The organism is Streptomyces africanus (assembly GCF_030816955.1).
Classification (GTDB): domain Bacteria; phylum Actinomycetota; class Actinomycetes; order Streptomycetales; family Streptomycetaceae; genus Streptomyces; species Streptomyces africanus.
Map to the genome: position 1 here is coordinate 4,638,330 of NZ_JAUSYP010000001.1, position 21,428 is coordinate 4,659,757.

The window sequence follows — 21,428 nt, forward strand, 5'->3', positions numbered from 1 at the left end:
GTTCCACCCCTCTTCCTCCTCCTCGGGGGGAGCGGCGGGCCCAGCACCACTCCCTCTTCCCGGACATTCCTTGGGAGCCGCCCATGTCCACCACCAGGGAAGGCGCCGGACCCGGCGCCCTGCCCAGAACCCAGGCGATCACCCTGCTGCTGGCCCTGCTCGCAGCCGCCGTCGCCCTCGTCCTCCCCACCGCCGGCCAGGCGCACGCGATCTCCCGCGCCTCGCAGACGATGTACACCCCGCCGTCGAACGCCCCGTCCCCCGGCTCGCTCTACCCGCGCGCCCTGCGCCTGCAGAACAGCGGATCCTCCAACGGCACCCTGCTCGCCACCTTCGAGCAGTACAGCTCGGGCACCCCCGTCTTCCCGATCTACCGCAGCACCGACAACGGCAACAGCTGGACGCAGATCTCCAGCATCACGGACACGCACAACGGCTTCGGCATGCGCTACCAGCCGTTCCTGTACGAACTTCCCACCGCTGTAGGCAACTTCCCGGCCGGCACGATCCTCGCCGCCGGCAACTCCATCCCCAGCGACCTGTCCTCGACCGAGCTGGACCTGTACGCCAGCACCGACCACGGCGCCAGCTGGTCGTACGTCAGCACCATCGCCACCGGCGGCAAGGCCGACCCCACGAACGGCCAGACGCCGGTCTGGGAGCCGTTCCTGATGGTGTCCGGCTCCAAGCTGATCGTGTACTACTCCGACCAGCGTGACCCCAACTACGGCCAGAAGATCGTGCACCAGGTCTCCACGGACGGCCTGACCTGGGGCTCCGTCGTCGACGACGTGACGACGTCGACGTACGACGACCGCCCGGGCATGCCGGTGATCGCCAAGCTTCCCAATGGCAACTACGTGATGACGTACGAGTTCTGGGGCGCCCCCGAGGGCGGCTTCGCCGTCTACTACAAGATCTCCTCCAACCCGGAGGCGTTCGGCTCTGCCACCGGCATCCCGCTCAAGGCGACCGACGGCACCCAGCCCAAGAGCTCCCCGTACATCACCTGGCTGCCCACCGGCGGCGCCAACGGCACCCTGGTGGTCAGCGCCAACAGCAGCGACGACCTGTTCCTCAACACCCAGAACGGCGCCGCGAACACCTGGACGCGCATCGCCTCCACCGTCCCCGGCGGCTACAGCCGCGGTCTGCTCCCGCTGGCCGACGGCCACAGCCTGCTGGTCCTCAGCGGCGGCCACCTGACCAGCACCGGCCTCAACCCGGTCAGCTACGGCACCATCGACCTGGGCGGCGGCATCTCGGACGGTGCCACCTACACCATGTCCAACGCCAACAGCATCTGATGCTGACGATCGTCGGCGGTTCCACGACCAACGGCGTGGGCGCCACCCAGCAGAATGCCGACAACGCCACCGACCAGAAGTGGAAGTTCGTCCAGCAGACCTCCGGCTACTTCAAGATCTTCAACGTGGCCAGCGGCAAGGTGCTGGGCGTGCAGAACCAGTCCACCGCCAACGGCGCCAAGGTCCTGCAGTGGGACGACAACGGCACCCTCGACCACGAGTGGGCGATCGCCCCGAACCCGGCGGGCGGCTTCACCGCCACCAACCGGATCAGCGGCAAGTACCTGGAGATCCCCGGCGCCTCCACCACCGTCGGCACCGCCGCCGGTCAGTGGTCCGACACCGGCTGCGCCTGCCAGCGCTGGAACCTCACCCCAGACCGCGCTGCCCACCCTGTCCACCGGGCAGTACCGGCTGGTCAACAAGAACAGCGGCAAGTTCCTGGAGATCCCCGGCGCCTCCACCACGGCGGGCAAGCAGGCGGGCCAGTGGGTGAACACCGCCAACAACTGCCAGCTGTGGACGTTCCAGTCGGTCAGCGGCGGGGCGTGGACCGTGAAGAACGTCAACAGCGGTCTGTTCCTCGACAACAACGGCTCGACCTCGGCCGGCGCCGCCGTCGTCCAGAACTCGTCGTCGGGGGCGAGCTCCCAGAAGTGGACGCTCACCGACGCGGGAGGCGGCTACTTCAAGCTCGTCAACTCCGCCAGCGGCCTGGTGGCGGACGTCGCCTCCGCCTCCACCGCCAACGGCGCGCTGATCGTCCAGTCGGCGGACAACGGCGCCGATGACGAACTGTGGCAGGTCGTGCGGGTCAACTGACCCGCCAGGGGGCCCGGCCGCGGCCGGGCCCCCGCCCATCTGTCCAGTATTCCGAACAATGACTGTCATACCGAACGAGAGAGGTGGGTCGCTCCGTGTCTGATGAACCCTGTGTCGTGGGCGTCGACTTCGGAACCCTGTCCGGCCGTGCCGTGGTGGTACGGGTCAGCGACGGCGCGGAACTGGCGTCGGCGGAGCACGTCTACGCCCACGCCGTCCTCGATCGGAGCCTGCCCGACGGCACCCGGCTGCCCCCCGACTGGGCCCTGCAGGTGCCCTCGGACTACATCGACGTGCTGCGAGGCGCCGTACCCGAGGCGATGACGCGGGCGGGAGTACGGCCGGAGCAAGTCATCGGCATCGGCACCGACTTCACCGCCTGCACGGTCCTGCCGGTCCTCGCCGACGGCACACCGCTGTGCGAACTCCCCGGCCTGGAGAACCGCCCGCACGCCTACGTCAAGCTGTGGCGCCACCACGCCGCCCAGGGCCAGGCCGACCGGATCAACGCGCTGGCCGCCGAGATGAAGGAGCCGTGGCTGGAGCGGTACGGCGGGAAGATCTCCTCGGAGTGGGAGTTCGCCAAGGCGCTCCAGGTCCTGGAGGAGGACCCCGAGATCTACCGGCGCACCGAGCGGTGGCTGGAGGCGGCCGACTGGATCGTGTGGCGGCTCTGCGGCACGTACGTCCGTAACGCCTGCACAGCCGGTTACAAGGGCCAGTACCAGGACGGCACTTACCCCTCCCGGGACTATCTCGCCGCCCTGAACACGGACTTCGCCGACTTCGTGACCGACAAGCTGGACCATCCCATCGGTCAACTCGGCGATCCGGCTGGGCTGTTGACGGCCGAGGCCGCCGCCTGGACCGGGCTGCCGGAGGGCATCACGGTCTGTGTCGGCACCGTCGACGCCCATGTCACCGCCCCGGCGGCGGTCGCCGTGGAACCCGGCCAGATGGTCGCCATCATGGGCACCTCCACCTGCCATGTGATGAGCTCCGACCAGCACGGTGCCGTGCCCGGCATGTGCGGGGTCGTGGACGGCGGCATCCTCCCCGGGCTGTGGGGCTACGAGGCCGGGCAGAGCGGCGTCGGCGACATCTTCGGCTGGTTCGTCCGCACGGGCCTGCCCGCCGAGTACGCGGAGCGGGCCGCCGCGGCCGGCCAGACCCCGCACGAGTACCTGACCGCCCTCGCGGCCGGACAGAAGGTCGGCGAACACGGTCTTCTCGCCCTGGACTGGCACAGCGGCAACCGCTCCGTCCTGGTCGATCACGACCTCAGCGGCCTGCTGATCGGCCAGACGCTCTCCACTCGCCCGGAGGACATCTACCGCGCCCTGCTGGAGGCCACCGCCTTCGGCACCCGCACCATCATCGACGCCTTCGAGTCCGCCGCCGTACCGGTGACGGAACTGATCATCGCGGGCGGCCTGACGAAGAACGCCCTGCTCATGCAGATCTACGCCGATGTCACCCGCCGCCCCCTGAGCATCATCGGCTCGACCCAGGGCCCGGCCCTCGGCGCCGCGATGCACGCCGCCGTCGCCGCCGGGGCGTACCCCGACATCCGTGCCGCGGCCCACGCCATGGGCAAGGTCCACCGCCGGGTCTACCTGCCGGACCCGCAGCGCGAGGTCGCCTACGAGCGCCTCTACTCCGAGTACCGCGTGCTGCACGACTACTTCGGCCGCGGCACCAACGACGTCATGCACCGCCTGCGCCGCATGCGCGCGGAAGCCTCCGTCTGAGCCACTGTGAAAGGAACACCCTCATGACCACTTCCGAAAGGCCCTACGACAGCCAGGAGATCTGGTTCCTCACCGGAAGCCAGGGCCTGTACGGCGACGACGTGCTGCGCCAGGTCGCCGACCAGTCCCGCAGCATCTCCGAGACCCTCGGCCGCCCCGGGAAGGTCCCGGTCAGGATCGTGTGGAAGCCGGTCCTCACCGACGCCGAGTCGATCCGCCGGATGTGCCAGGAGGCGAGCGCCTCCGACGCCTGCGTCGGCGTGATCGTGTGGATGCACACCTTCTCCCCGGCGAAGATGTGGATCGCCGGACTGAGCGCGCTGGACCGGCCGTTGCTGCATCTGCACACCCAGTACAACCTGTCGCTGCCCTGGCCGAGCATCGACATGGACTTCATGAACCTCAATCAAGCCGCCCACGGCGACCGGGAGTTCGGGCACATCGAGTCCCGCGTCGGCGTCGACCGCAAGATCGTCGCCGGTCACGCGACCGACCCGAGGGTGATCCGGCGCGTCGCCGCCTGGGCCCGCGCCGCCGTCGGCCGCCACGCGTCACGCACCCTGCGGCTGGCCCGCTTCGGCGACAACATGCGCGACGTCGCCGTGACCGAGGGCGACAAGGTCGAGGCCCAGCTGCGGTTCGGCTTCTCCGTCAACACCTACGCCGTCAACGACCTGGTCGCCGTGGTCGACGCCGTCGAGGACAAGGCGGCGGCCGAACTCGCCGACGAGTACGTGGAGTCGTACGAGGTCGTCCCGGCCCTGCGCCCCGGCGGCATCCGCCACGACTCGCTGGTGTACGCGGCCCGCCTCGAACTCGGCCTGCGCACCTTCCTCACCGACGGCGGCTTCACCGCCTTCACCACCAACTTCGAGGACCTCGGCGGCCTGCGCCAGCTGCCCGGCATCGCCGTCCAGCGCCTGATGGCCGACGGCTACGGCTTCGGCGGCGAGGGCGACTGGAAGACCTCCGCGCTGCTGCGCACGATGAAGGTCATGGGCGCCGGACGCCCCGGCGGCACCAGCTTCATGGAGGACTACACCTACCACCTCGGCCCCGGCACCCCGCGCGTCCTGGGCGCCCACATGCTGGAGGTCTGCCCCTCTATGGCCGCCGACCGCCCCCGCTGCGAGATCCACCCCCTGTCCATCGGCGGCCGCGAGGACCCGGTCCGCCTGGTCTTCAACGCCTCCGAAGGGCCCGCCGTGGTCGTCGGCCTCTCCGACCTCGGCGACCGCTTCCGCCTCACGGCCAACGCCGTCGACGTCGTCGCCCCGAGCGAACCCCTGCACCGCCTGCCGGTCGCCCGCGCCGTATGGAAGCCACGTCCGTCCCTGGCGGAATCGGCGGAGAGCTGGCTGCTCGCCGGCGCCCCGCACCACACCGTGCTCAGCTCGGCGGTCGACGTCGAGACCCTGACCGACTACGCCGCCATGACCGGCGTCGAACTGCTCACCATCGACGAGAACACCACCACCGAGCAGTTCGGCAAGGAAATCCGCTGGAACGCCGCCTACCACCGCCTCGCCCAGGCCCTGTGAGGAAGGAGACCACGATGACCGCAGTTGTCCGGGAGGGCCTGCGCCAAGAGGTACTGGAGGCGAACCTTGCCATCCCCCAGGTCGGCCTGGCGACCCTGACCTGGGGAAACGTCAGCGGGGTCGACCGCGAGGCGGGCGTGTTCGTCATCAAGCCCTCCGGTGTCCCCTACGAGGCCCTGACCATCGACGACCTGGTGACGGTCCGCCTGTCCGACGGCGCGGTGGTCGAGGGCGACCTGCGCCCCTCCACCGACACCGAGACTCACCGCTGCCTGTACCTGGCGTTCCCGTCCGTCGGCGGCGTGACCCACACCCACTCCACCCGCGCGGTCGCCTTCGCCCAGGCCCGCCGGGACATCCCCGTCCTCGGCACCACCCACGCCGACACCTTCAACGGCCCCGTGCCGGTCACCCGCGACCTCACCGAGGAGGAGTGCGCGAAGGACTACGAGTACAACACCGGTCACGTCATCGTGGACCTCCTCGACGGCGACGACCAGCGGGCCGTCGAGGTCCCCGCCGCCCTCGTCGCGGGCCACGGCCCCTTCACCTGGGGGGCCACCGCCCGCAAGTCCCTGGAACACGCGATCATCTGCGAGGCGGTCGCCGACATCGCCCTCCACACCATGTCCCTCTCACCGACGACTCCGCCACCCCGTCACCTCCTGGAGCGCCACTACACCCGCAAGCACGGCCCCGACGCCTACTACGGCAATCCGACGACCCCGGCGACCCGGTGACGGCGATGCACAGAAGCCGCGTATACGCCGTACTGATCGACACACCCGAAGCCGAGGCCGCCCGGGCAGCGGACTTCTGGGCGGCAGCTCTCGGTGTGACTGCCCAACCGTTTCCACCGGCACCGCAGTTCACCACGCTCCACCAGGCCCTGCCAGGGCTGATCACCGCAGTCCAGGCGGTCGACGACGCACCCCGTATCCACCTCGACATCGAGACCGACAACGTCGAATCGGAAACCGCGCGCCTGATCGCCCTGGGCGCCGAGCAGATTTCACAGTGGCAGGAGTGCTGCGTGCTACGAGTGCCTGGCGGTCATCTGCTGTGCGTACTACCTGTGGAGAGCGACCCCGACACGTTCCGGGCACAGGCTCACGTCTGGCCATGACGAATACTCGAGTGGTCTCGGGCGGCCGGCCCGTTACCCCCGGGTTGGCCGAGACCGCGCGTGGTGCGAGACCCGCCTACCGGTCTAGACAACAAAGAACCCCCGGGCCTCTGACCTGGGGGTTTCGCATGGAGCGGGTGACGAGAATCGAACTCGCGCTCTCAGCTTGGGAAGCTGATGTTCTACCATTAAACTACACCCGCGTAAGACGCCGACCGGAGTCGGTGTCCGAACGGTCGCCACTTTACCTCATGTCAGGCTCCCGGTGTTCATGCCGCGGAGCCTGAGGGCGTTTCAGGGGCGGGATGCGGCTGCGGGTGACCGGAGTTGGGGCGTACGGTGGGGGCGTGGGCGAGGGTCCGGGCGGGACCGGAGTGCCGCCTGGAGGGCCGTCCCTTTGATCCCGTACCGTGGCTTTTGTCGTCAGGCAAGCAGCAGCCCGACGCGGCTCTTGGGGAAGGGACTCTTGGACTTGATGGAGCGCACCGTCGTCCGTTGTGCGGATGGGCACGTGTTCAGCACCGCTTCGTTCCCGATGCAGCAGGCCGAGCGGCTCGGCCCCGGCCGGCTGCTTCGGTGTCCGCGATGTGCGCGGCTGAGGAGCGTGGTGCCCGTGAGCTACGAGAAGCGGTAGCGGCGCGGCAGCCAGAAGCACGCAGGCAGGCGCGCGGGGTCGTCCGATTGTGGTCGCTCCGCGCGCCTTGCGTATCCTCGGGGCGTGCTTCTCTCAGACAAGGACATCCGGGCCGAGATCGATGCCGGACGCGTGCGGATCGATCCCTATGACGACGTCATGGTGCAGCCGTCGAGCATCGACGTGCGGCTGGACCGCTACTTCCGGGTGTTCGAGAACCACCGGTACCCCCACATCGACCCCTCGATCGAGCAGGCCGATCTGACCCGGCTCGTCGAGCCGGAGGGGGACGAGCCGTTCATCCTGCATCCCGGGGAGTTCGTCCTCGCCAGTACGTACGAGGTCATCTCGCTGCCCGACGATCTCGCCTCCCGGCTGGAGGGGAAGAGCTCGCTGGGGCGGCTCGGGCTGGTCACGCATTCGACGGCCGGCTTCATCGATCCCGGGTTCAGCGGGCACGTGACCCTTGAGCTGTCCAACCTCGCCACCCTGCCCATCAAGCTCTGGCCGGGGATGAAGATCGGGCAGCTGTGCATGTTCCGGCTCAGCTCGCCCGCCGACTTCCCGTACGGGAGCGAGCGGTACGGATCGCGGTACCAGGGGCAGCGGGGGCCGACCGCCTCCCGGTCCTTCCTCAACTTCCATCGGACCCAGGTGTGAGTGACCCGAGCATGAGTGACGTGCGGGAGAACCTTTCCTACGAGCAGTTCGGCGTCGCCGTGCGCGAGCTCGCGCAGACCATCGCCGACGACGGGTACGAGCCCGACATAGTGCTCAGCATCGCCCGCGGCGGTGTCTTCGTGGCCGGCGGGCTCGCCTACGCCCTCGACTGCAAGAACATCCATCTCGTGAACGTCGAGTTCTATACGGGTGTGGGGACGACGCTCGAGATGCCCGTCATGCTCGCCCCCGTCCCCAACGTGATCGACTTCTCCGAGAAGAAGGTGCTGATCACCGACGACGTCGCCGACACCGGCAAGACGCTCAAGCTGGTCCGCGACTTCTGCCTCGACACCGTCGCCGAGGTGCGCAGCGCGGTCGTCTACGAGAAGTCGCAGTCGCTGGTGAAGTGCGAGTACGTGTGGAAGCGGACCGATGAGTGGATCAACTTCCCGTGGTCCGTGGAGCCGCCCGTGGTGAGGCGGGCCGGCCAGGTGCTCGACGCCTGACACCGACATCGAGAAAAGGGGCTCCCCCTTGCGGGGAGCCCCTTTTCTCACACCGTGCGGCAGGTCTCAGACCGTGCCCAGCTTCACGATCGACAGCAGTGCGATCAGCTGGATCGCCGACGCGCCCAGCGCCTTCGGCCAGGGCAGGTCGTGGGAGCGGCTGACCATGAGGGTCAGCAGCGCGCCGCCCGCGATCCAGGTGGCCCAGCCCAGCAGCTGCACGAACGTCGCGTCGCCGCCGGCGAACATGGCGAAGACCAGGCGGGGCGCGTCCGTGAGGGACATGATCAGCATGGACAGGCCGACCGTGGGCTGCCAGGCGCCGTCGCCGCCGAGCTGGCGGGCCAGCGTGTGGGTGACCACGCCCAGGATGAACGCGCTGATCACCATCGCGACCGCCGTCGTCAGGACGATGGGGACGGCGTTCGAGAGTGTGGCGTTTATCGCATCCTTGCGGGCGCCGTCGAAGCCGAAGACGGCGAGCAGGCCGTAGAGGAACGTGACGATGAGGGCCGGGCCCCACATCGTGTAGTCCCGCATCTGGAGGAACGTCTGGTTGGGGGCGAGGACGATGCCCCTCAGCAGGGCCTTCCAGTGCAGGCGCGGGCCGACCGGGCCGGGCGGCGGGGCGGCCGAGCCGGCGCGGTAGGTGTCGCCCTCGCTGTAGGGGTCCTCGCCGACCGAGAAGGCCTGGGTGTGGCCCGGGTTGTTCGCCGCGTACGGGTCGTGCGGGCCCTGCGGGCCGGGCGGGTACGCGCCGTCGCCGAAGTACTCCGGCTCGCCCTGGCCGCCGTAGCCGCCGCCCGGCCGCCCGGCGTTCGGCTGCGGCCAGGTGGGGCCGCCGCCGTTGCCGTAGGGCGGCTGCTGCTGCGGGTACGGCTGCGGCGCCGGCGGGTAGCCGTACGACGGTCCCTGCGGCGTCTGCTGCCCGTTCGGAGGGTTGTGCGGTCGCGTCTGAGGAGCGCCGTTGTTCCGGCCGCGTCCGATCCTGAATCCAGCCACGTCATCGAACGTACCCGGTAGCGGGCGGTGGCGTGCCGGGCCCGGGCTTCCGGACCCGGCTTTGCGGCCGAGCTGTGACATCCCTTAGGGGGTAAGGGCCTTTGGGTATCCGTGGGTTGTAGGGGTTCGGCCGTACGGGCTTGCCGGTGGCCCGGGCCGGCCCGGGCGGGTCAGTCGGGCAGCGCCCCGCCCAGGTCCGGCAGGGCGATCGCGCCGGTCTTCGTCGGCGTCGTGCCCGTGCCCGGCATCAGCAGCGCGCCGCCCGCCGCGCCCACGGCCAGGTCGGCGCGGCCGTCGGCGGTCAGGTCGCGCAGGCGGAGGGTGTAGCCGAAGGCGGCGTCGGAGTCGGCCGGGCCCAGGACCGTCTGGGCGATCCAGGAGGAGCGGGCGCCGCTGAGGCCGCCGGAACCGCCGCGGAAGACGTGGACCCCGCCCTGGTCCTGAAGGCCGTCGACGTCCTCGTGCGGCACGCCGACCGCGAGGTCCGCGTAGCCGTCGCCGTTGGTGTCGGCGGCCGAGATCGCGTAGCCGAAGTTGTCGTCGGCCTCCGGGCTGCCGGAGACGCCCGAGGTGGCCTGGGTGAACGTGGTCGCCGTGCCCGGGCCCGTCGACGTGCCGCGCCAGATCGTGACCGCGCCCTTGCCGTCGTCCCTGTCGGGCAGGCCGAGGGCGATGTCGCCGTAGCCGTTCTTGTCGAAGTCGCCGATGACCGGGCTCGGGTACAGGCCCTGCTGCCGGTCGCTGAGGGTCCTGGACGCGCCCGAGGCGAGGCCGGAGGAGGTGCCCTTGAGGAACCAGGCGCGCTCGCGGATGTCGCTGCCGGTGATCTCCGTGCCGATCACCACCAGGTCCGTCCGGCCGTCGCCGTCGACCTTGCCGGCCGCGAGGGCGGAAGAGTACCAGCCGCCGGAGGCCTTGTCGATCTTGCTGACCTTGCCGGTCGTGCCCGACTTGGTGAAGGGGCCGCGGTACAGCCACGCCTCCTCGCCGCCGATCACGGCCAGGTCGGGGGAGCCGTCGCCGGTGAAGTCGCCGGTCGCCAGGTCGCGGCCGAAGTGGCCGCCCGCGCCGCCGGCCGGCGTGAGGTTGGTGCCGCCGGACAGGCCGGACTTCGAGCCCCACAGGACGGTGACCGTGCCGCGGTACTCGGCGCTGCCCACGTGCTCGGTGGGATTGCCGACGACGAGGTCCGCGTAGCCGTCCTTGTCGAGGTCGGCGCTCGCGAGGGACGCGCCGAACTGGTCGTCCTCCTCCCCGGCCCCGGGGACGCCGGCGCTGTCCTGGTGGAGGTACTTCGGGTGGGCGGTGTCGAGGCCGGTGGCGGTGCCGTACACGACGGTGACGGTGCCGCCCTCGCGGTCGACGTCGTCGTAGCCGGCGTAGGCGAGGTCGCGGCGGCCGTCGCCGTTGAAGTCGTCGTAGTGCTTGGCCACCGCCGCGGAGGCCGGGCCGGTGAGGAACACGGGGGTGACGCCGGTCGCCAGCAGGGCGGCGGCCAGGGCGGCCGTGGTGGATCTGCGCATGGTGTCTCCCTGGTCCGTCAGCCGATGAGGCCGGTGCCGAAGGCGCCGTAGGAGCGGGTCTGGCCGAGGCTGCCGGGGCCGAAGGAGCGGGCGCCGTCGGTGACGGGGCCGGTGGCCGAGCCGCGCAGGGTCGTGATCGCGCCGATGCCCTCGTCCTCGAAGCCGGCGGTGATCGTGAACTCGGCGCGGCCGTCCTTGGTGACGTCGGCCAGCAGGACGTCCGAGCCGAAGTAGTCCATGGCCTCGGCGGTGCCCGGGACACCGGCGGTCGCCTGGGTGAGGGTGCGGGCGCCGGTGCGCGAGACGCCGGAGGCGGAGCCGTTCATCAGGACCGTGGAGCCGGAGTCCTCAAGGGTGCCGACGTCCTCGAAGACGACGCCGATGGCGAGGTCGCCGTAGCCGTCGCCGTTGGCGTCGCCGATGGAGACCGAGCCGCCGAAGCCGTCGTTCGCCTCGTCGGCGCCGGGGACGCCGGTGGAGGCCTGGGTCAGCTCGGCCATGGGGGCGTCGCCGTTGACCGGGCCGCCCTCGGAGCCGCGGATGACGACGACCCGGCCGCCGAGGCTGCCGCTGTGGTCGTCCTCCTTCGAGAAGACGTTGCCGAGGGCGATCTCGTCGTAGCCGTCGCCGTCGATGTCGCCGAGGGCGAGGGAGGTGCCGCCGTTCAGGGGGCGGGGGACCGAGGTGTCCGGGCCGGTGGGGGAGCCGAGGTAGGCGACGCCCTTGGACCAGCTGCCCGACTCGTCCGAGTCGAGGCGGACGCGGTAGGTGAGGACCAGGTCCGACCTGCCGTCGGCGTTGGTGTCACCCGCGTCCATGGCGTCGACGCTGTACGCCGTCTCGGGCGTGTTGACGCGCTTCGCGGCGCCGGTGGTGCCGGTGGTGGTGAAGGGGCCGCGGACGACGTAGGCGTGGGACGAGCCGGTGCCGACGGCCAGGTCCGTCTTGCCGTCGCCGTCGAAGTCGCCGGCGGTCAGCAGCCGGCCCCAGTTGTCGTGCCCGGAGACCGCCGGGTCCTTGACCGTGGTGCCGTTCTTCAGGCCGCTCGCCGAGCCCCACAGGACGGTGACGGAGCCGCCGTCGGTGTCCGTGCCGACGTCCTCGCCGGAGGAGCCGACCGCGAGGTCGGTGTAGCCGTCGCCGTTGAGGTCCGCCACGGCGAGGGCGTCGCCGAAGGTGTCCTCGGCCTCGGCGGCGCCGGGCACGCCGGCGGTGTTCTGGCTGACCACCGTCCGCTTGGCAGGGTCGAGGCCGGTGGCGCCGCCGTAGACGACGGCGACGTAGCCGGCCATGCCCAGGCCGTCGACCTTGGCGTACGGGGCGGCGAAGGCGACGTCGCCGTAGCCGTCGCCGTTGAAGTCGGCGGTCGGGCCGGTGGCGGGAGCGGCGGTGGCGGCCGTCGCGGGCAGGGCCGTGAGCAGGCCGGTCGTGAGGGCCGTGGCCAGGAGGAGGGTGCGCTTGCGCATCTGTGGAGTCCCTGCTGTCGTGATCAGGAGTTGAGTGCGGTGCCGTAGCCGGGCGTGCCGGCCGTGGAGACGCCGGTCGTGCCCGGGCCGAAACTGACGGAGCCGGTGGCCGTCGGGCCGGTGGCGGTGGCGCGCAGGGACCAGACCGCGCCGTCGCCGGCGTTCTCGCCCGGCGCGGAGACGGACAGGTCGGCGCGGCGGTCGCCGGTGTGGTCGGTGAGCGTGACCCGCTCGCCGAACCGGTCGCCCTTCTCCGAGCCGCCGGGCACGCCCGCGGTGTTCTGGGTGTACGACGTGGCGCCCTTGGTGGTGAGGCCGGACGCAGAGCCGTACAGCACGGTGACGGCCCCGGCGGCGGAGTTCTCGCCCGCGGTGCCGACGGCCAGGTCGGCGTAGCCGTCGCCGTTGATGTCGCCGAGGGAGACGTCGCTGCCGAAGCGGTCGCCCTTCTCGGCGGCGCCGGGCACCCCGGCGGTGTCCTGGGTGAGGACGAGCGGGGCGCGGTTCGTGTCGCGGCCGTCGGGTCCGCCGTAGACGACGGTGACCCGGCCGCCGAGGGCGCCCTCCGGGTCGGCGGACGGCTCCCGGTCGTTGCCCACGACGATGTCGTCGTGGCCGTCACCGTCGATGTCCCCGACGGCGGAGACGAACCCGGCGGGCAGCCGCTCCAGCCAGTCGACGTAGTTGCCGATCTTCAGGTCGGCGAGGGCGGTCGTCGCGGCGCCGGTGCTCACGGCACGGCCGTGCAGGACCACCCGCGGCCGGCCGTCGCCGGTGACGTCCCCGGAGGAGAGGTGGGTGACGCCGGTCGAGGAGGACCACCCGTCGTTGCGCGAGCCCGAACCGCCGTTGGACGCGCTCGTCCTGGTGATCGGGCCCTGCACGAGGGAGAGGGTGATCGGGCCGGTGGAGCCGACCGCGACGTCCACGTCCCCGTCGCCGTCGAAGTCGCCCGCGGCCAGGGCCTGGCCGTACCGGTCGTAGTCGGTGCTGAAGAAGCTGAACAGCGAACGGGCGCCGGACAGGCCGGACTGCCCGCCCCAGACGATGGTGACCGTGCCGTCGTTGCTGTCGCTGCCGTCCTCGCCGGGCGTGCCGATCAGCAGGTCGGCGTAACCGTCGGTGTCCAGGTCGGCGGAGGCGAGCGCAGAGCCGAAGGCGTCGTCGGCCTCGGCGGCGCCGGGCAGGCCGGCCGTGTTCTGGGTCAGGAGCGTGCGCGTGGAGCTCTTCGGCCCGCTGGTGCTGCCGTAGACCACCGACACGGCACCGGCCCTCGCCTGGCCGGCGACGGTGGCGCCCGGGGCGCCGATCGCGAGGTCGGTGCGGCCGTCGCCGTTGAAGTCGTAGGGGACGGCGGGCGTCGCGGCGTGCGCGGCGGGGGCGGACAGGGTGAGGGCGAGCGGGGTCAGGGCCGCCGCGAGGACGGCGGCGGTGATACGGGTGCGCATGGCGGTACGTGCCTCACTGGAGGTCTGATGGGGCGTCACTGGGCGACGGGAGGTCACTGGGCCACGACCGAACCGAGGTTGGCGCCGGACTTGAGGGAGAGGGCGGTGGTGGTGATGCCCTGTGCGCCGCTCGTGGTCAGGCCGGAGGCGGAGCCGCGCAGGGTCCACAGGCCGCCCGTGGAGTTCTCGCCGTCGACGCCGATCACCAGGTCCGCCTTGCCGTCCCCGGTCACGTCGGTCAGGCCGACCGCGGAACCGAAACGGTCCCAGGACTCGGCGGAACCGGGCACCCCGGCGGTGTCCTGGGTGTACGACTTCACGCCGGTGCCGGTCCTCAGGCCGGAGGCGGAGCCGAACAGCACGGTCACCGAGCCCGCGTCCTTCGCCGAGCCGACGTCCTCGCCCGGGGCGGAGACCACGACGTCGGCGTACCCGTCGCCGTTGATGTCGCCGGTGCTCACCGCCGTGCCGAAACCGTCGTCGGCCTCACCCGCGCCGGGCACGCCCGCGGTGTCCTGGTGGACGACGGTCGGCTGCTGCGCCGGGTCGGGGCCGTTCGGGCCGCCGTACCAGACGGTGATCTGGCCGCCCTTGTGGCCGCCGGGCTTGAGGTCGTACGGGTCCGTGTAGTCGCCGAGGACGAGGTCGCCGTAGCCGTCGCGGTTGATGTCACCGATCGAGCCGGGGTAGCCGTCGGCGTCCGGCAGCTCGGCCATCTTGTACGTCGTACCGGTCCAGCGGAAGTAGTCGATCTCGCCGCCGGTGTCGCCGTCCACGTTGAACGGGTACACGCGCTCGGCCGCGCCGTCGCCGGTGAGGTCGCCCGCGATCACCTCGAAGGTGGTGCCGACCTCGCCGACGCGCAGGTTGTTCAGCGGGCCGCCGGTGCGGGTGAAGGGGCCGTTGTAGATGCGGGTGTGGCTCTGGCCGGTGAGCGTGACGTCCGTGTCGCCGTCACCGTCGAAGTCGCCGGTGGCGATGCCCCGGGAGAAGCCGCCGTACTCGGAGAGCGTCGACGGCTGCGGCAAACCCTTGCCGCTGGTCAGGCCCGACTTGCCGCCCCACAGGACCGTGCCCGAGCCGACGCCGTCCCGGTCGCCGATGCTCTCGCCGGTGGCGCCGACGACGAGGTCGGAGTAGCCGTCCTTGTCCAGGTCGCCGGTGGCCAGGGCGGCGCCGAACAGGTCGCCCGACTCGGCGGTGCCGGGCACGCCGGTGGAGTTCTGGGTGATGACGGCCTTGCGGGTGGCCGAGACACCGGACGCCGAGCCGTACAGCACGACGACCGCACCGGCGCAGGAGGCCGAGCCGACGGTGGTGCAGGGGGCGCCGGCCGCGATGTCCCGGTACCCGTCGCCGTTGAAGTCCCCGGCGAGGCCGGCGGGCGCGGCGGCGGCCGGGGTGACGGTGAGCAGGCCGGTGGTGAGTGTGGCGGCCAGGAGGAGGGTGCGCTTGCGCAAGGGAGGGCTCCGGGTGGGAAGGGGCCGGACCTGGAAGGCCCGGCACCGGGGATGCGGGGTGGCTCAGTCGGCGAAGTTCGCGCCGAAGTTCGGGTAGCCCGTCGTCGAGACGCCCGAGGTGCTGGGGGAGACGGTGCGCGAACCGGTCGCGGTGATCTTCGTGCCGCCGGACGGCAGGTAGAGGACCGCGCCGTTGCCGTCGTTCTCGAACGAGCCGGCCAGCAGGTCGGCGCGGCCGTCGCCGGTGACGTCGTCGAGCTTCACGTCGGTGCCGAGGAAGTCGCCCTTCTCGTCCGAGCCGGGGACGCCCGCGGTGCTCTGCGCGAAGGACTGGGTGCCGGTGGAGGTGTCGATGCCCGAGGCCGAGCCGTACAGCACCACGAGCTGGCCGGCGTCGGCGACCGGCCCGATGTCCTCGCCCGCGACGCCGACCACGAGGTCCTGGTAGCCGTCGCCGTTGATGTCACCCAGGTCCAGCTCGTAGCCGAAGTAGTCGTTGCGCTCCGAGCTGCCGGGGACGTTGCCGGTGTTCTGGGTGATGCCGGTGGTGGAGCCGGGGCCGTCCGGCGCGCCGTAGGTGATCCACACCTTGCCGCCGTCGGAGGCCTCGGGGAAGGTCACCCCGTCGTCGGTCCGGTTCCAGTGCATGCCGGTGACGATGTCGCCGTAGCCGTCGCCGTTGATGTCGCCGATGCCGGTGATGACACCGGCCTTCAGCGGCCGGGCGTCGGCGGCGGACAGCCCCGAACCCGTGCCGAGGAGGAGGTAGTTGGCGTTCCAGTACTGGCCGGTGGCGGTCTCGAAGCCGTCGACGACCAGGTCGGTGCGGCGGTCGCCGTTGACGTCGCCCGCGGTGAGGTTGAGCGGGCCGGACCCGTCGCCCGACGCCTGGATCGGCGCCTTGACGCTGTACCGGCCCTTGACCGCCGTGCCGGAGGCGCTGATGCCGCCCTTGTGGACGTAGACGACGTTGGAGGTGGTGCCGACGGCCAGGTCCGCCTTGCCGTCGCCGTCGAAGTCTCCGGCGGCGAGGTTCCTGCCCCACCGGTCGTGCTTCGTGGGGGCCGGGTCCGCGATCGAGACGCCCTTGCCGGTGATGCCCTGGGCCGAGCCCCACAGGACCGCGACACCGCCGCCGTCCTTGTCGCTGCCGACGTCCTCCAGCGGGGAGGAGACGGCGAGGTCGTCGTAGCCGTCGCCGTTGAAGTCGGCGTAGGCGCTGTCGGCGCCGAACACGTCACCGCTCTCGGCGGTGCCCGGGTTGCCGGCGGTGTTCTGGCTGATGACGGACCGCTTCGCGGAGGACACCCCGGTCTTCGTGCCGTACAGGACGACGAGCTGGCCGGCGTCCTTCTTGCCGCTCACGTACGCGCCGGAGGCGGAGAACGCCACGTCGCCGATGCCGTCGTGGTCGAAGTCGGCCCGCGGGGCCTGCGTCGGGTCCGCGGCCGTCGCCGTACCGGCCGTGGCCGTGAGCAGCGCGCCGGTGAGGGCGGCCACGGCGGCGGTCGCCAGGGCGAGGCGCGGGCGGGAGCGGGGGCGGCGGAACGGGTGCGCGGGCGGGTACCCGTGCGCGTGCGGGCGCCCGGCGGGGCGCTCGTGCTGATGCATGCGAGGTCTCCTGCTGCATGCGGGGATGCCTGGCGGACATCCACAAGTCGATGGAGGGCCGGACCGTCCGTGTTCGCCGGGGGTTGTCCGGGCGTTCACGGGTGGTCGGCGATCAGGAGACCTGCGTGGGGACGTAAGGGTTGTACGTGAGTTCGGTTAATTCTTGAGGGCTGTAGAACAGCCGGAACCCCTGGTCACGGCTGCTCGCGGACCCGGTGGCGCTGGCCGGCTGCACGTCCTTGTCCATCCATAGACCGGCCGCACGCCGGAAACCCATCGCACGCCGCTCCCCGCATTCGGCCCTTCGGCCGCACTGGGTGTCGAGCGCAAGCCGATCATCGTCGAACGCGTCCGGCTGGGCATCGAGGAACATACCGACCGACGACACAACCGTTCGTGGCGACCTCCGCAAGGAGCGGATCGAGACCGATCACTCCGACGAGACCGGGCAGGGAGCGCTTGTGCCCGCTGGGGCCGGCCGGCCCCAGAGCGCGGCCGTGCCCCGGACCGATCGTGATCCGGGGCACGACGGGCCTGCACGGTTCTCAGCCAGGGCCTGCCTGCTGCCGGGTTTCACCAGCGACCTGCTGCCCGGAGTCGCGTGCCTGCTCGGCTACCTGGGTGGCCTGGCCGCGGGCCTCCTCCTGCGTGGTACGGGCGGCCTCTGCGGCGGTGTCCTTCACCTCCTGCGCCGCACTCTGGGTGACCTCCTTGGCCCCCTCCTTCAGGTTCTGCGCGGAATCCTGGGCGGCCTGCTTCACGGGTTCCAGCGCCTCGCCGCCGCGCTGCATCAGGTCGGTGGTCTTCTCCTGCTCCATCTGGGAGACGGGCAGCATCGAGGCCGCCAGCATGCCGGCGCCGAAGGCGATCAGGCCGGCGGCCAGCGGGTTGCCCTGGGTCCGGCGCATCGCCTGTTCCGGGGCCTGCCGTACAACTTCACCGGCCTGGCCGGACACCTCACGCGCGGTGTCGGCTGCCTGCTGGGTGCCCTCCTGCAGCGATCCGGCCATCGACTGCGCACTGCCGCTGACGCCCTGGGCGGTCTGGGAGGCGGATCCCATGACCCGTTCCCGCATGCCCGAGACGGTGCCGCGCATCCTGCGGGTGCGGCGACGGGCTATACGCCGAGGGCTGGTCCGGTCCGCGAGCCGGTCCATGTCGGCGGACAAGCGGTCCCTCGTGGCGGTGATCTCGGCCCTCATCTGGTCGGGTGACGTGCCCATTGCGCATTCTCCTTCAGCGTCTCGACTGTCTGCCCTGGCTTCGGTGCCACGGTGCGCATCCGGGTACGGCCCCGTGCGTACAGCACCGCCGCGACCACGGCCCACACCGCGGTGACGATCAGGGCGGCCCAGCCGCCGTCCATCACGTTGGCCAGGCCCAGCACTGCGGCCAGTGACAGGAACAGCAGAACCATGTAGCCGGCGAACCCCGCGCCGCCGTACATGCCTGCCGCCTTGCCCGCTTTGGTCGCCTCCTGCTTGACCTCGGTCTTGGCCAGTTCGACTTCCTGCCGGAACAGGGTCTGGACGTCGGAGGTCACGGCGGACAGCAGATCGCCCACCGAGGTGTCCCCACCGTGCGCCTCCACTTGGCGGGACGGGATCGAGGCCATCTCTCACACCTCCGGGTACGGACGAGTCGACGCACCACCCGGGGGCATGCCGACGGACGGCTGCATCTCCGGCGGAGGACCGGACGGCAGCGCCGTAGGTTGCCCCTCGGCCGGTGCCTCAGGCTGCTGTGTGCGCTCAGGGGACCCGTCGGACTTCCCCGCCGCCTTCACCAACCGTCCGACGGCCAGCCCTGCCAGCAGAGCGCCACCCAGGAAAATGCCGGGGCGTCGGCGGGCGAAGTCCTGCACATCGGTGAGGACGCCGTCGACCCCCTGTTCGTCCAGGTAATCGGCCGCGCGGTGCCCACCGTCGGCTGCCTGAGCCGCGAGGCTACGCGCAGGCGAGTCGCTCTGGGCGTTCTCCGCCATGCCGGACAGATCGTCCGCCCACTGGCGCAGCGAGCCGACCGCCCGCCTGGTCTGCTCCTCAACCTCGTTCATCGCACGGCTCCGCAGGTCCTGGGCGACCGCGCCGACCTGCTGCCGGGCCTCGCCCGCCACGGCCTTGGCCTGGTCCACTGCGGTACCCGTGACCTCTCCCGCGGCCTGCCTGGCGTGATCGGTGGTGGCCGACGCCTCCGCTCTGGCCGTCTCCCCGGTCTGCCGCAACCTCGTCGTGCCGCCCTGCGCTGCCTCGTTCATCAGCCACTCCTCCTCACAAGATCATGTAACTTATGGCCCGCTATGTATGCGAGTGACTGTTTTGTTCCTGTTCACACCCGCCAAGAGCGATTCATCGAGATTGATTGCGATACCCATGGGGGTGTGCTCTGCCCAGTCGGCGTGCAGCAGTGGCCCACCAGGTAGCGGGCCGTGGAAGGCAGGGAGCCACCACGCCTCAGCTGTCAGGACCGCTGAGTAAGCCCCGGCTCCAGGAGGTCAACAGCCTCCGTCCAACGGAAGCGATCCGCGCCACCGCCGGCTTTGGGACGGTGGGGGCGTAGGAGTTGATCAGGATGCCCATCTCCCGCAGTTGCGCCAGGCTGCGAGCGCAGGATCCTCAGGGCGAGAGCGTCCGGGATACCGGCGGCCCACTTGTTGATCGCGTTGAAGGTCGCCGGGGTGACCGCGATGGCGTCGGCGGGTGGCAGCGGGCGGGTCTCGCCGGGCGTGTGCCAGGCGGAGCGGGTCAGGTGGCCGGTCTGGGATTGGATCGCCACGCGGAACTGTCCGCCGAACTCCCCTGCCCGGTCGAGATGGCCCCACAGGGTGAAGCCGCGGATCGTAAGGCGTTTGCCGGTTGAGGGCCCGAGCTGGGCAGGCTGGAAGACGCAGGCGGCGTGGCGCTCTTCGTGAAGGGCTGCATGCCGATGACACCAGGCATTGACCCATGCGTGAAGGTCAAACCACCTCTGTCACACCCAACTACGGTGCTGATCAGGGTGATCCACTGCATAGTAGGGATCATGACAGCGCCGTTACCGCACCCCACCGGCCTCGCCTACCACCGCATGGGTCACTGCACGGGCCGTCACCGCTGGTGGCGGCCACTGCTCGGCACTGTGCTGTTTCTCGGTGCCTACCTCGTACTCAACCTCGTACTGTTCGCCGTCTCCTACGGCGTCGGTGCGGCGGCCGGGCTCCGTGAACTGCCCGACGGAGGCCACGACTTCGGACCGCTCGCCAACACGGCCCTGGACCTGACGTCCATCGCGGTGGCCCTGCCCCTGATCCTGCTGGCCGTGTGGTGGCCGGGGCGGCGACCGCCCGGCACCCTGTCGTCGGTCGGCGGACGGCTGCGGTGGCGCTGGCTGGCCCGGTGTCTGCTCGCCGCCGTGCTCCCCGTGACCGTGCTGGCGGTGACCGCCGCCTTCCTGCCCGACGGCGGAGCCGACTCGGGGGAGTCGGGCGCATGGGTGGGCTGGCGGTCGTTCCTCACCTCGCTGGTCGTGCTGGCCCTCCTCGTCCCGGTGCAGGCCGCGGCCGAGGAGTACGTCTTCCGGGGCTGGCTGGCGCAGACGGTCGGCGCTTTCGTCCGTTCTCCGTGGTTCGCGGTGCTCCCGCAGGCCGTGCTGTTCGCCGCCGCCCACGGCTGGGGCACCGGGTGGGGTTTCGGCGGCCTGCTGGTCTTCGGCCTGATCGCCGGATGGCTGACCATCCGTACCGGCGGGCTGGAGGCAGCCGTCGCCCTGCACGTCCTGAACAACCTGCTGGCCTTCGGCGTCGCCGCCGCGGTCGTCGACGGGCTGGCGTCCGACGAGACCGCCGCCGACTCGCCCTGGCAACTCGCCCTCACGGATGTGGCAACGACCCTGATCTACGCCGCGCTCGTGCTGTGGCTCGCCCGACGTCACCAGCCTCAGCGCCTCTCACGGCCGGTGGCTGTGCCCGCCTCACGGCCCGCACCGCACATGCCACCGCAGGGCGCTGCGACGCCCACGATCACGTCCGCTCCTGGAGTTGCCTCGTCCTCACCAGGCGGCGCGGACGACCTGCCCGGCGGCGGACCGCACTCGTGCGAGCCCACGGCCTGAGAAGGGCGAGGATCCCCCCCGATGCGATACGTACGACATGTCAAAGGCGCCGTCACCGTCACCGCCGCCACCGCGGCCTGCCACACCCTCATGTCCGCCGGCTTCGCGCGGGCACACGAAAGCGCAGCCGAGAGCGACGACGAGATGTGGGCCGGCGCCTTCGAGTTCCTGCTCACCACAGCCGCTTCCTGGGTTCTCATGCCCCTTCTGCTGTGGGCCGGCATGCGGATGATGGGGGAAACCCACAACGCCGTGCTGGTGGCTGTCGGTGGGTTGTTCTGGTCAGGGGTCTCCGGGTATTTCACCGACGACATCGACAGGGTGGGCGGGCACATACCGTTCCTGGCCCTCGCGGCATACATCCTTCTCGGGACGGGGCTGGCGGGGGCCGGCTCCAGCCACCGCGACTGAGACCCCCCGTGCTGACCGGCGGCATCCGGCGGCATCCGGCGAGGGAATGCCGACGCCCCCCGCCCGGC

The 21,428-nt window shown here is 71.2% G+C and carries 20 protein-coding genes, 1 tRNA gene and 2 pseudogenes; 11 read left to right on the forward strand and 12 right to left on the reverse strand.

The window, feature by feature from the left end:
• The first annotated feature begins 83 nt into the window (after window positions 1-83).
• The 7 genes and pseudogenes from QF034_RS21600 to QF034_RS21630 all read left to right on the forward strand — a co-directional run bounded on the left by QF034_RS21600 (window position 84) and on the right by QF034_RS21630 (window position 6,547).
• On the forward strand, window positions 84-1,307 hold the full coding sequence (locus tag QF034_RS21600) for a sialidase family protein (RefSeq protein WP_307176509.1): 1,224 nt from the start codon (window positions 84-86) through the stop codon (window positions 1,305-1,307).
• Window positions 1,307-1,630: pseudogene (locus tag QF034_RS21605) on the forward strand (RICIN domain-containing protein); the annotation flags it as partial. The gene QF034_RS21600 and the pseudogene QF034_RS21605, both read left to right, overlap by 1 nt.
• Before the next feature lie 124 nt (window positions 1,631-1,754).
• Window positions 1,755-2,129, forward strand: coding sequence for an RICIN domain-containing protein (locus QF034_RS21610; protein WP_307179943.1), 375 nt, complete (start codon window positions 1,755-1,757; stop codon window positions 2,127-2,129).
• A 95-nt stretch (window positions 2,130-2,224) separates the two neighbouring features.
• Window positions 2,225-3,880, forward strand: a complete 1,656-nt coding sequence (gene araB / locus QF034_RS21615; protein WP_307176510.1) for a ribulokinase — start codon at window positions 2,225-2,227, stop codon at window positions 3,878-3,880.
• 23 nt (window positions 3,881-3,903) lie between these two features.
• A complete protein-coding gene (araA, locus tag QF034_RS21620; protein ID WP_307176511.1) occupies window positions 3,904-5,421 on the forward strand; it encodes an L-arabinose isomerase in 1,518 nt (505 codons plus the stop codon).
• Window positions 5,422-5,435: 14 nt separating this feature from the next.
• Window positions 5,436-6,161, forward strand: coding sequence for an L-ribulose-5-phosphate 4-epimerase AraD (gene araD, locus QF034_RS21625; protein WP_307176512.1), 726 nt, complete (start codon window positions 5,436-5,438; stop codon window positions 6,159-6,161).
• Between the two features lie 5 nt (window positions 6,162-6,166).
• Window positions 6,167-6,547: a VOC family protein gene (locus tag QF034_RS21630; RefSeq protein ID WP_307176513.1), complete on the forward strand. Its 381-nt coding sequence runs from the start codon at window positions 6,167-6,169 to the stop codon at window positions 6,545-6,547.
• A gap of 129 nt (window positions 6,548-6,676) precedes the next feature.
• Here QF034_RS21630 and QF034_RS21635 read toward each other — a convergent pair.
• Window positions 6,677-6,750, reverse strand: a tRNA-Gly gene (locus QF034_RS21635).
• A 515-nt stretch (window positions 6,751-7,265) separates the two neighbouring features.
• Between QF034_RS21635 and dcd the strand changes: the two genes are divergently transcribed.
• Together dcd and QF034_RS21645 are read left to right on the forward strand one after the other, a co-directional pair.
• Entirely contained in the window at window positions 7,266-7,841 is a 576-nt protein-coding gene (gene dcd, locus QF034_RS21640; protein ID WP_307176514.1) for a dCTP deaminase, read from the forward strand.
• An 11-nt stretch (window positions 7,842-7,852) separates the two neighbouring features.
• Window positions 7,853-8,350: a phosphoribosyltransferase gene (locus QF034_RS21645; protein WP_307176515.1), complete on the forward strand. Its 498-nt coding sequence runs from the start codon at window positions 7,853-7,855 to the stop codon at window positions 8,348-8,350.
• Between the two features lie 66 nt (window positions 8,351-8,416).
• On the opposite strand, the gene QF034_RS21650 is transcribed toward QF034_RS21645, so the two are convergent.
• The 11 genes and pseudogenes from QF034_RS21650 to QF034_RS41555 form a co-directional block, all read right to left on the reverse strand.
• Window positions 8,417-9,433, reverse strand: a complete 1,017-nt coding sequence (locus tag QF034_RS21650; protein ID WP_307176516.1) for a Yip1 family protein — start codon at window positions 9,431-9,433, stop codon at window positions 8,417-8,419.
• An 89-nt stretch (window positions 9,434-9,522) separates the two neighbouring features.
• Window positions 9,523-10,875, reverse strand: coding sequence for an FG-GAP and VCBS repeat-containing protein (locus QF034_RS21655; protein ID WP_307176517.1), 1,353 nt, complete (start codon window positions 10,873-10,875; stop codon window positions 9,523-9,525).
• A 17-nt stretch (window positions 10,876-10,892) separates the two neighbouring features.
• A complete protein-coding gene (locus tag QF034_RS21660) occupies window positions 10,893-12,341 on the reverse strand; it encodes an FG-GAP repeat domain-containing protein (RefSeq protein WP_307176518.1) in 1,449 nt (482 codons plus the stop codon).
• A 23-nt stretch (window positions 12,342-12,364) separates the two neighbouring features.
• Window positions 12,365-13,789, reverse strand: a complete 1,425-nt coding sequence (locus QF034_RS21665; protein ID WP_307176519.1) for an FG-GAP-like repeat-containing protein — start codon at window positions 13,787-13,789, stop codon at window positions 12,365-12,367.
• Between the two features lie 53 nt (window positions 13,790-13,842).
• The gene (locus QF034_RS21670) at window positions 13,843-15,249 is read right to left on the reverse strand and encodes an FG-GAP-like repeat-containing protein (RefSeq protein ID WP_307176520.1); all 1,407 of its coding nucleotides are present in this window, start codon (window positions 15,247-15,249) and stop codon (window positions 13,843-13,845) included.
• 63 nt (window positions 15,250-15,312) lie between these two features.
• The gene (locus QF034_RS21675) at window positions 15,313-16,860 is read right to left on the reverse strand and encodes a VCBS repeat-containing protein (RefSeq protein WP_307176521.1); all 1,548 of its coding nucleotides are present in this window, start codon (window positions 16,858-16,860) and stop codon (window positions 15,313-15,315) included.
• A gap of 112 nt (window positions 16,861-16,972) precedes the next feature.
• Window positions 16,973-17,233: a hypothetical protein gene (locus QF034_RS21680; RefSeq protein WP_307176522.1), complete on the reverse strand. Its 261-nt coding sequence runs from the start codon at window positions 17,231-17,233 to the stop codon at window positions 16,973-16,975.
• Between the two features lie 172 nt (window positions 17,234-17,405).
• Window positions 17,406-18,083: a DUF3618 domain-containing protein gene (locus QF034_RS21685; RefSeq protein WP_307176523.1), complete on the reverse strand. Its 678-nt coding sequence runs from the start codon at window positions 18,081-18,083 to the stop codon at window positions 17,406-17,408.
• On the reverse strand, window positions 18,059-18,475 hold the full coding sequence (locus QF034_RS21690; protein WP_307176524.1) for a phage holin family protein: 417 nt from the start codon (window positions 18,473-18,475) through the stop codon (window positions 18,059-18,061). Before QF034_RS21690 ends, QF034_RS21685 begins: the two co-directional genes overlap by 25 nt.
• 3 nt (window positions 18,476-18,478) lie before the next feature.
• The gene (locus QF034_RS21695; RefSeq protein ID WP_307176525.1) at window positions 18,479-19,117 is read right to left on the reverse strand and encodes a hypothetical protein; all 639 of its coding nucleotides are present in this window, start codon (window positions 19,115-19,117) and stop codon (window positions 18,479-18,481) included.
• A gap of 203 nt (window positions 19,118-19,320) precedes the next feature.
• Window positions 19,321-19,632 (reverse strand): annotated as a pseudogene (locus QF034_RS41555) (flavoprotein); the annotation flags it as partial.
• A gap of 249 nt (window positions 19,633-19,881) precedes the next feature.
• On the opposite strand from QF034_RS41555, the gene QF034_RS21700 reads away from it, so the two are divergent.
• A complete protein-coding gene (locus QF034_RS21700) occupies window positions 19,882-20,949 on the forward strand; it encodes a CPBP family intramembrane glutamic endopeptidase (protein ID WP_307176526.1) in 1,068 nt (355 codons plus the stop codon).
• Window positions 20,950-20,970: 21 nt separating this feature from the next.
• Window positions 20,971-21,360 (forward strand): hypothetical protein, encoded by a 390-nt coding sequence (locus QF034_RS21705; RefSeq protein ID WP_307176527.1) that lies wholly within the window; start codon window positions 20,971-20,973, stop codon window positions 21,358-21,360.
• Window positions 21,361-21,428: the final 68 nt, after the last annotated feature.

Bases quoted from the DNA above. Each gene is read 5' to 3' on its own strand.
- QF034_RS21600 (WP_307176509.1), top strand. From the start codon at position 84: ATGTCCACCACCAGGGAAGGCGCCGGACCCGGCGCCCTGCCCAGAACC.
- araA (WP_307176511.1), top strand. From the start codon at position 3,904: ATGACCACTTCCGAAAGGCCCTACGACAGCCAGGAGATCTGGTTCCTC.
- araD (WP_307176512.1), top strand. From the start codon at position 5,436: ATGACCGCAGTTGTCCGGGAGGGCCTGCGCCAAGAGGTACTGGAGGCG.
- QF034_RS21630 (WP_307176513.1), top strand. From the start codon at position 6,167: ATGCACAGAAGCCGCGTATACGCCGTACTGATCGACACACCCGAAGCC.
- QF034_RS21645 (WP_307176515.1), top strand. From the start codon at position 7,853: ATGAGTGACGTGCGGGAGAACCTTTCCTACGAGCAGTTCGGCGTCGCC.
- QF034_RS21650 (WP_307176516.1), bottom strand. From the start codon at position 9,433: ATGTCACAGCTCGGCCGCAAAGCCGGGTCCGGAAGCCCGGGCCCGGCA.
- QF034_RS21655 (WP_307176517.1), bottom strand. From the start codon at position 10,875: ATGCGCAGATCCACCACGGCCGCCCTGGCCGCCGCCCTGCTGGCGACC.
- QF034_RS21660 (WP_307176518.1), bottom strand. From the start codon at position 12,341: ATGCGCAAGCGCACCCTCCTCCTGGCCACGGCCCTCACGACCGGCCTG.
- QF034_RS21665 (WP_307176519.1), bottom strand. From the start codon at position 13,789: ATGCGCACCCGTATCACCGCCGCCGTCCTCGCGGCGGCCCTGACCCCG.
- QF034_RS21675 (WP_307176521.1), bottom strand. From the start codon at position 16,860: ATGCATCAGCACGAGCGCCCCGCCGGGCGCCCGCACGCGCACGGGTAC.
- QF034_RS21680 (WP_307176522.1), bottom strand. From the start codon at position 17,233: ATGTTCCTCGATGCCCAGCCGGACGCGTTCGACGATGATCGGCTTGCG.
- QF034_RS21685 (WP_307176523.1), bottom strand. From the start codon at position 18,083: ATGGGCACGTCACCCGACCAGATGAGGGCCGAGATCACCGCCACGAGG.
- QF034_RS21690 (WP_307176524.1), bottom strand. From the start codon at position 18,475: ATGGCCTCGATCCCGTCCCGCCAAGTGGAGGCGCACGGTGGGGACACC.
- QF034_RS21695 (WP_307176525.1), bottom strand. From the start codon at position 19,117: ATGAACGAGGCAGCGCAGGGCGGCACGACGAGGTTGCGGCAGACCGGG.
- QF034_RS21700 (WP_307176526.1), top strand. From the start codon at position 19,882: ATGACAGCGCCGTTACCGCACCCCACCGGCCTCGCCTACCACCGCATG.
- QF034_RS21705 (WP_307176527.1), top strand. From the start codon at position 20,971: ATGCGATACGTACGACATGTCAAAGGCGCCGTCACCGTCACCGCCGCC.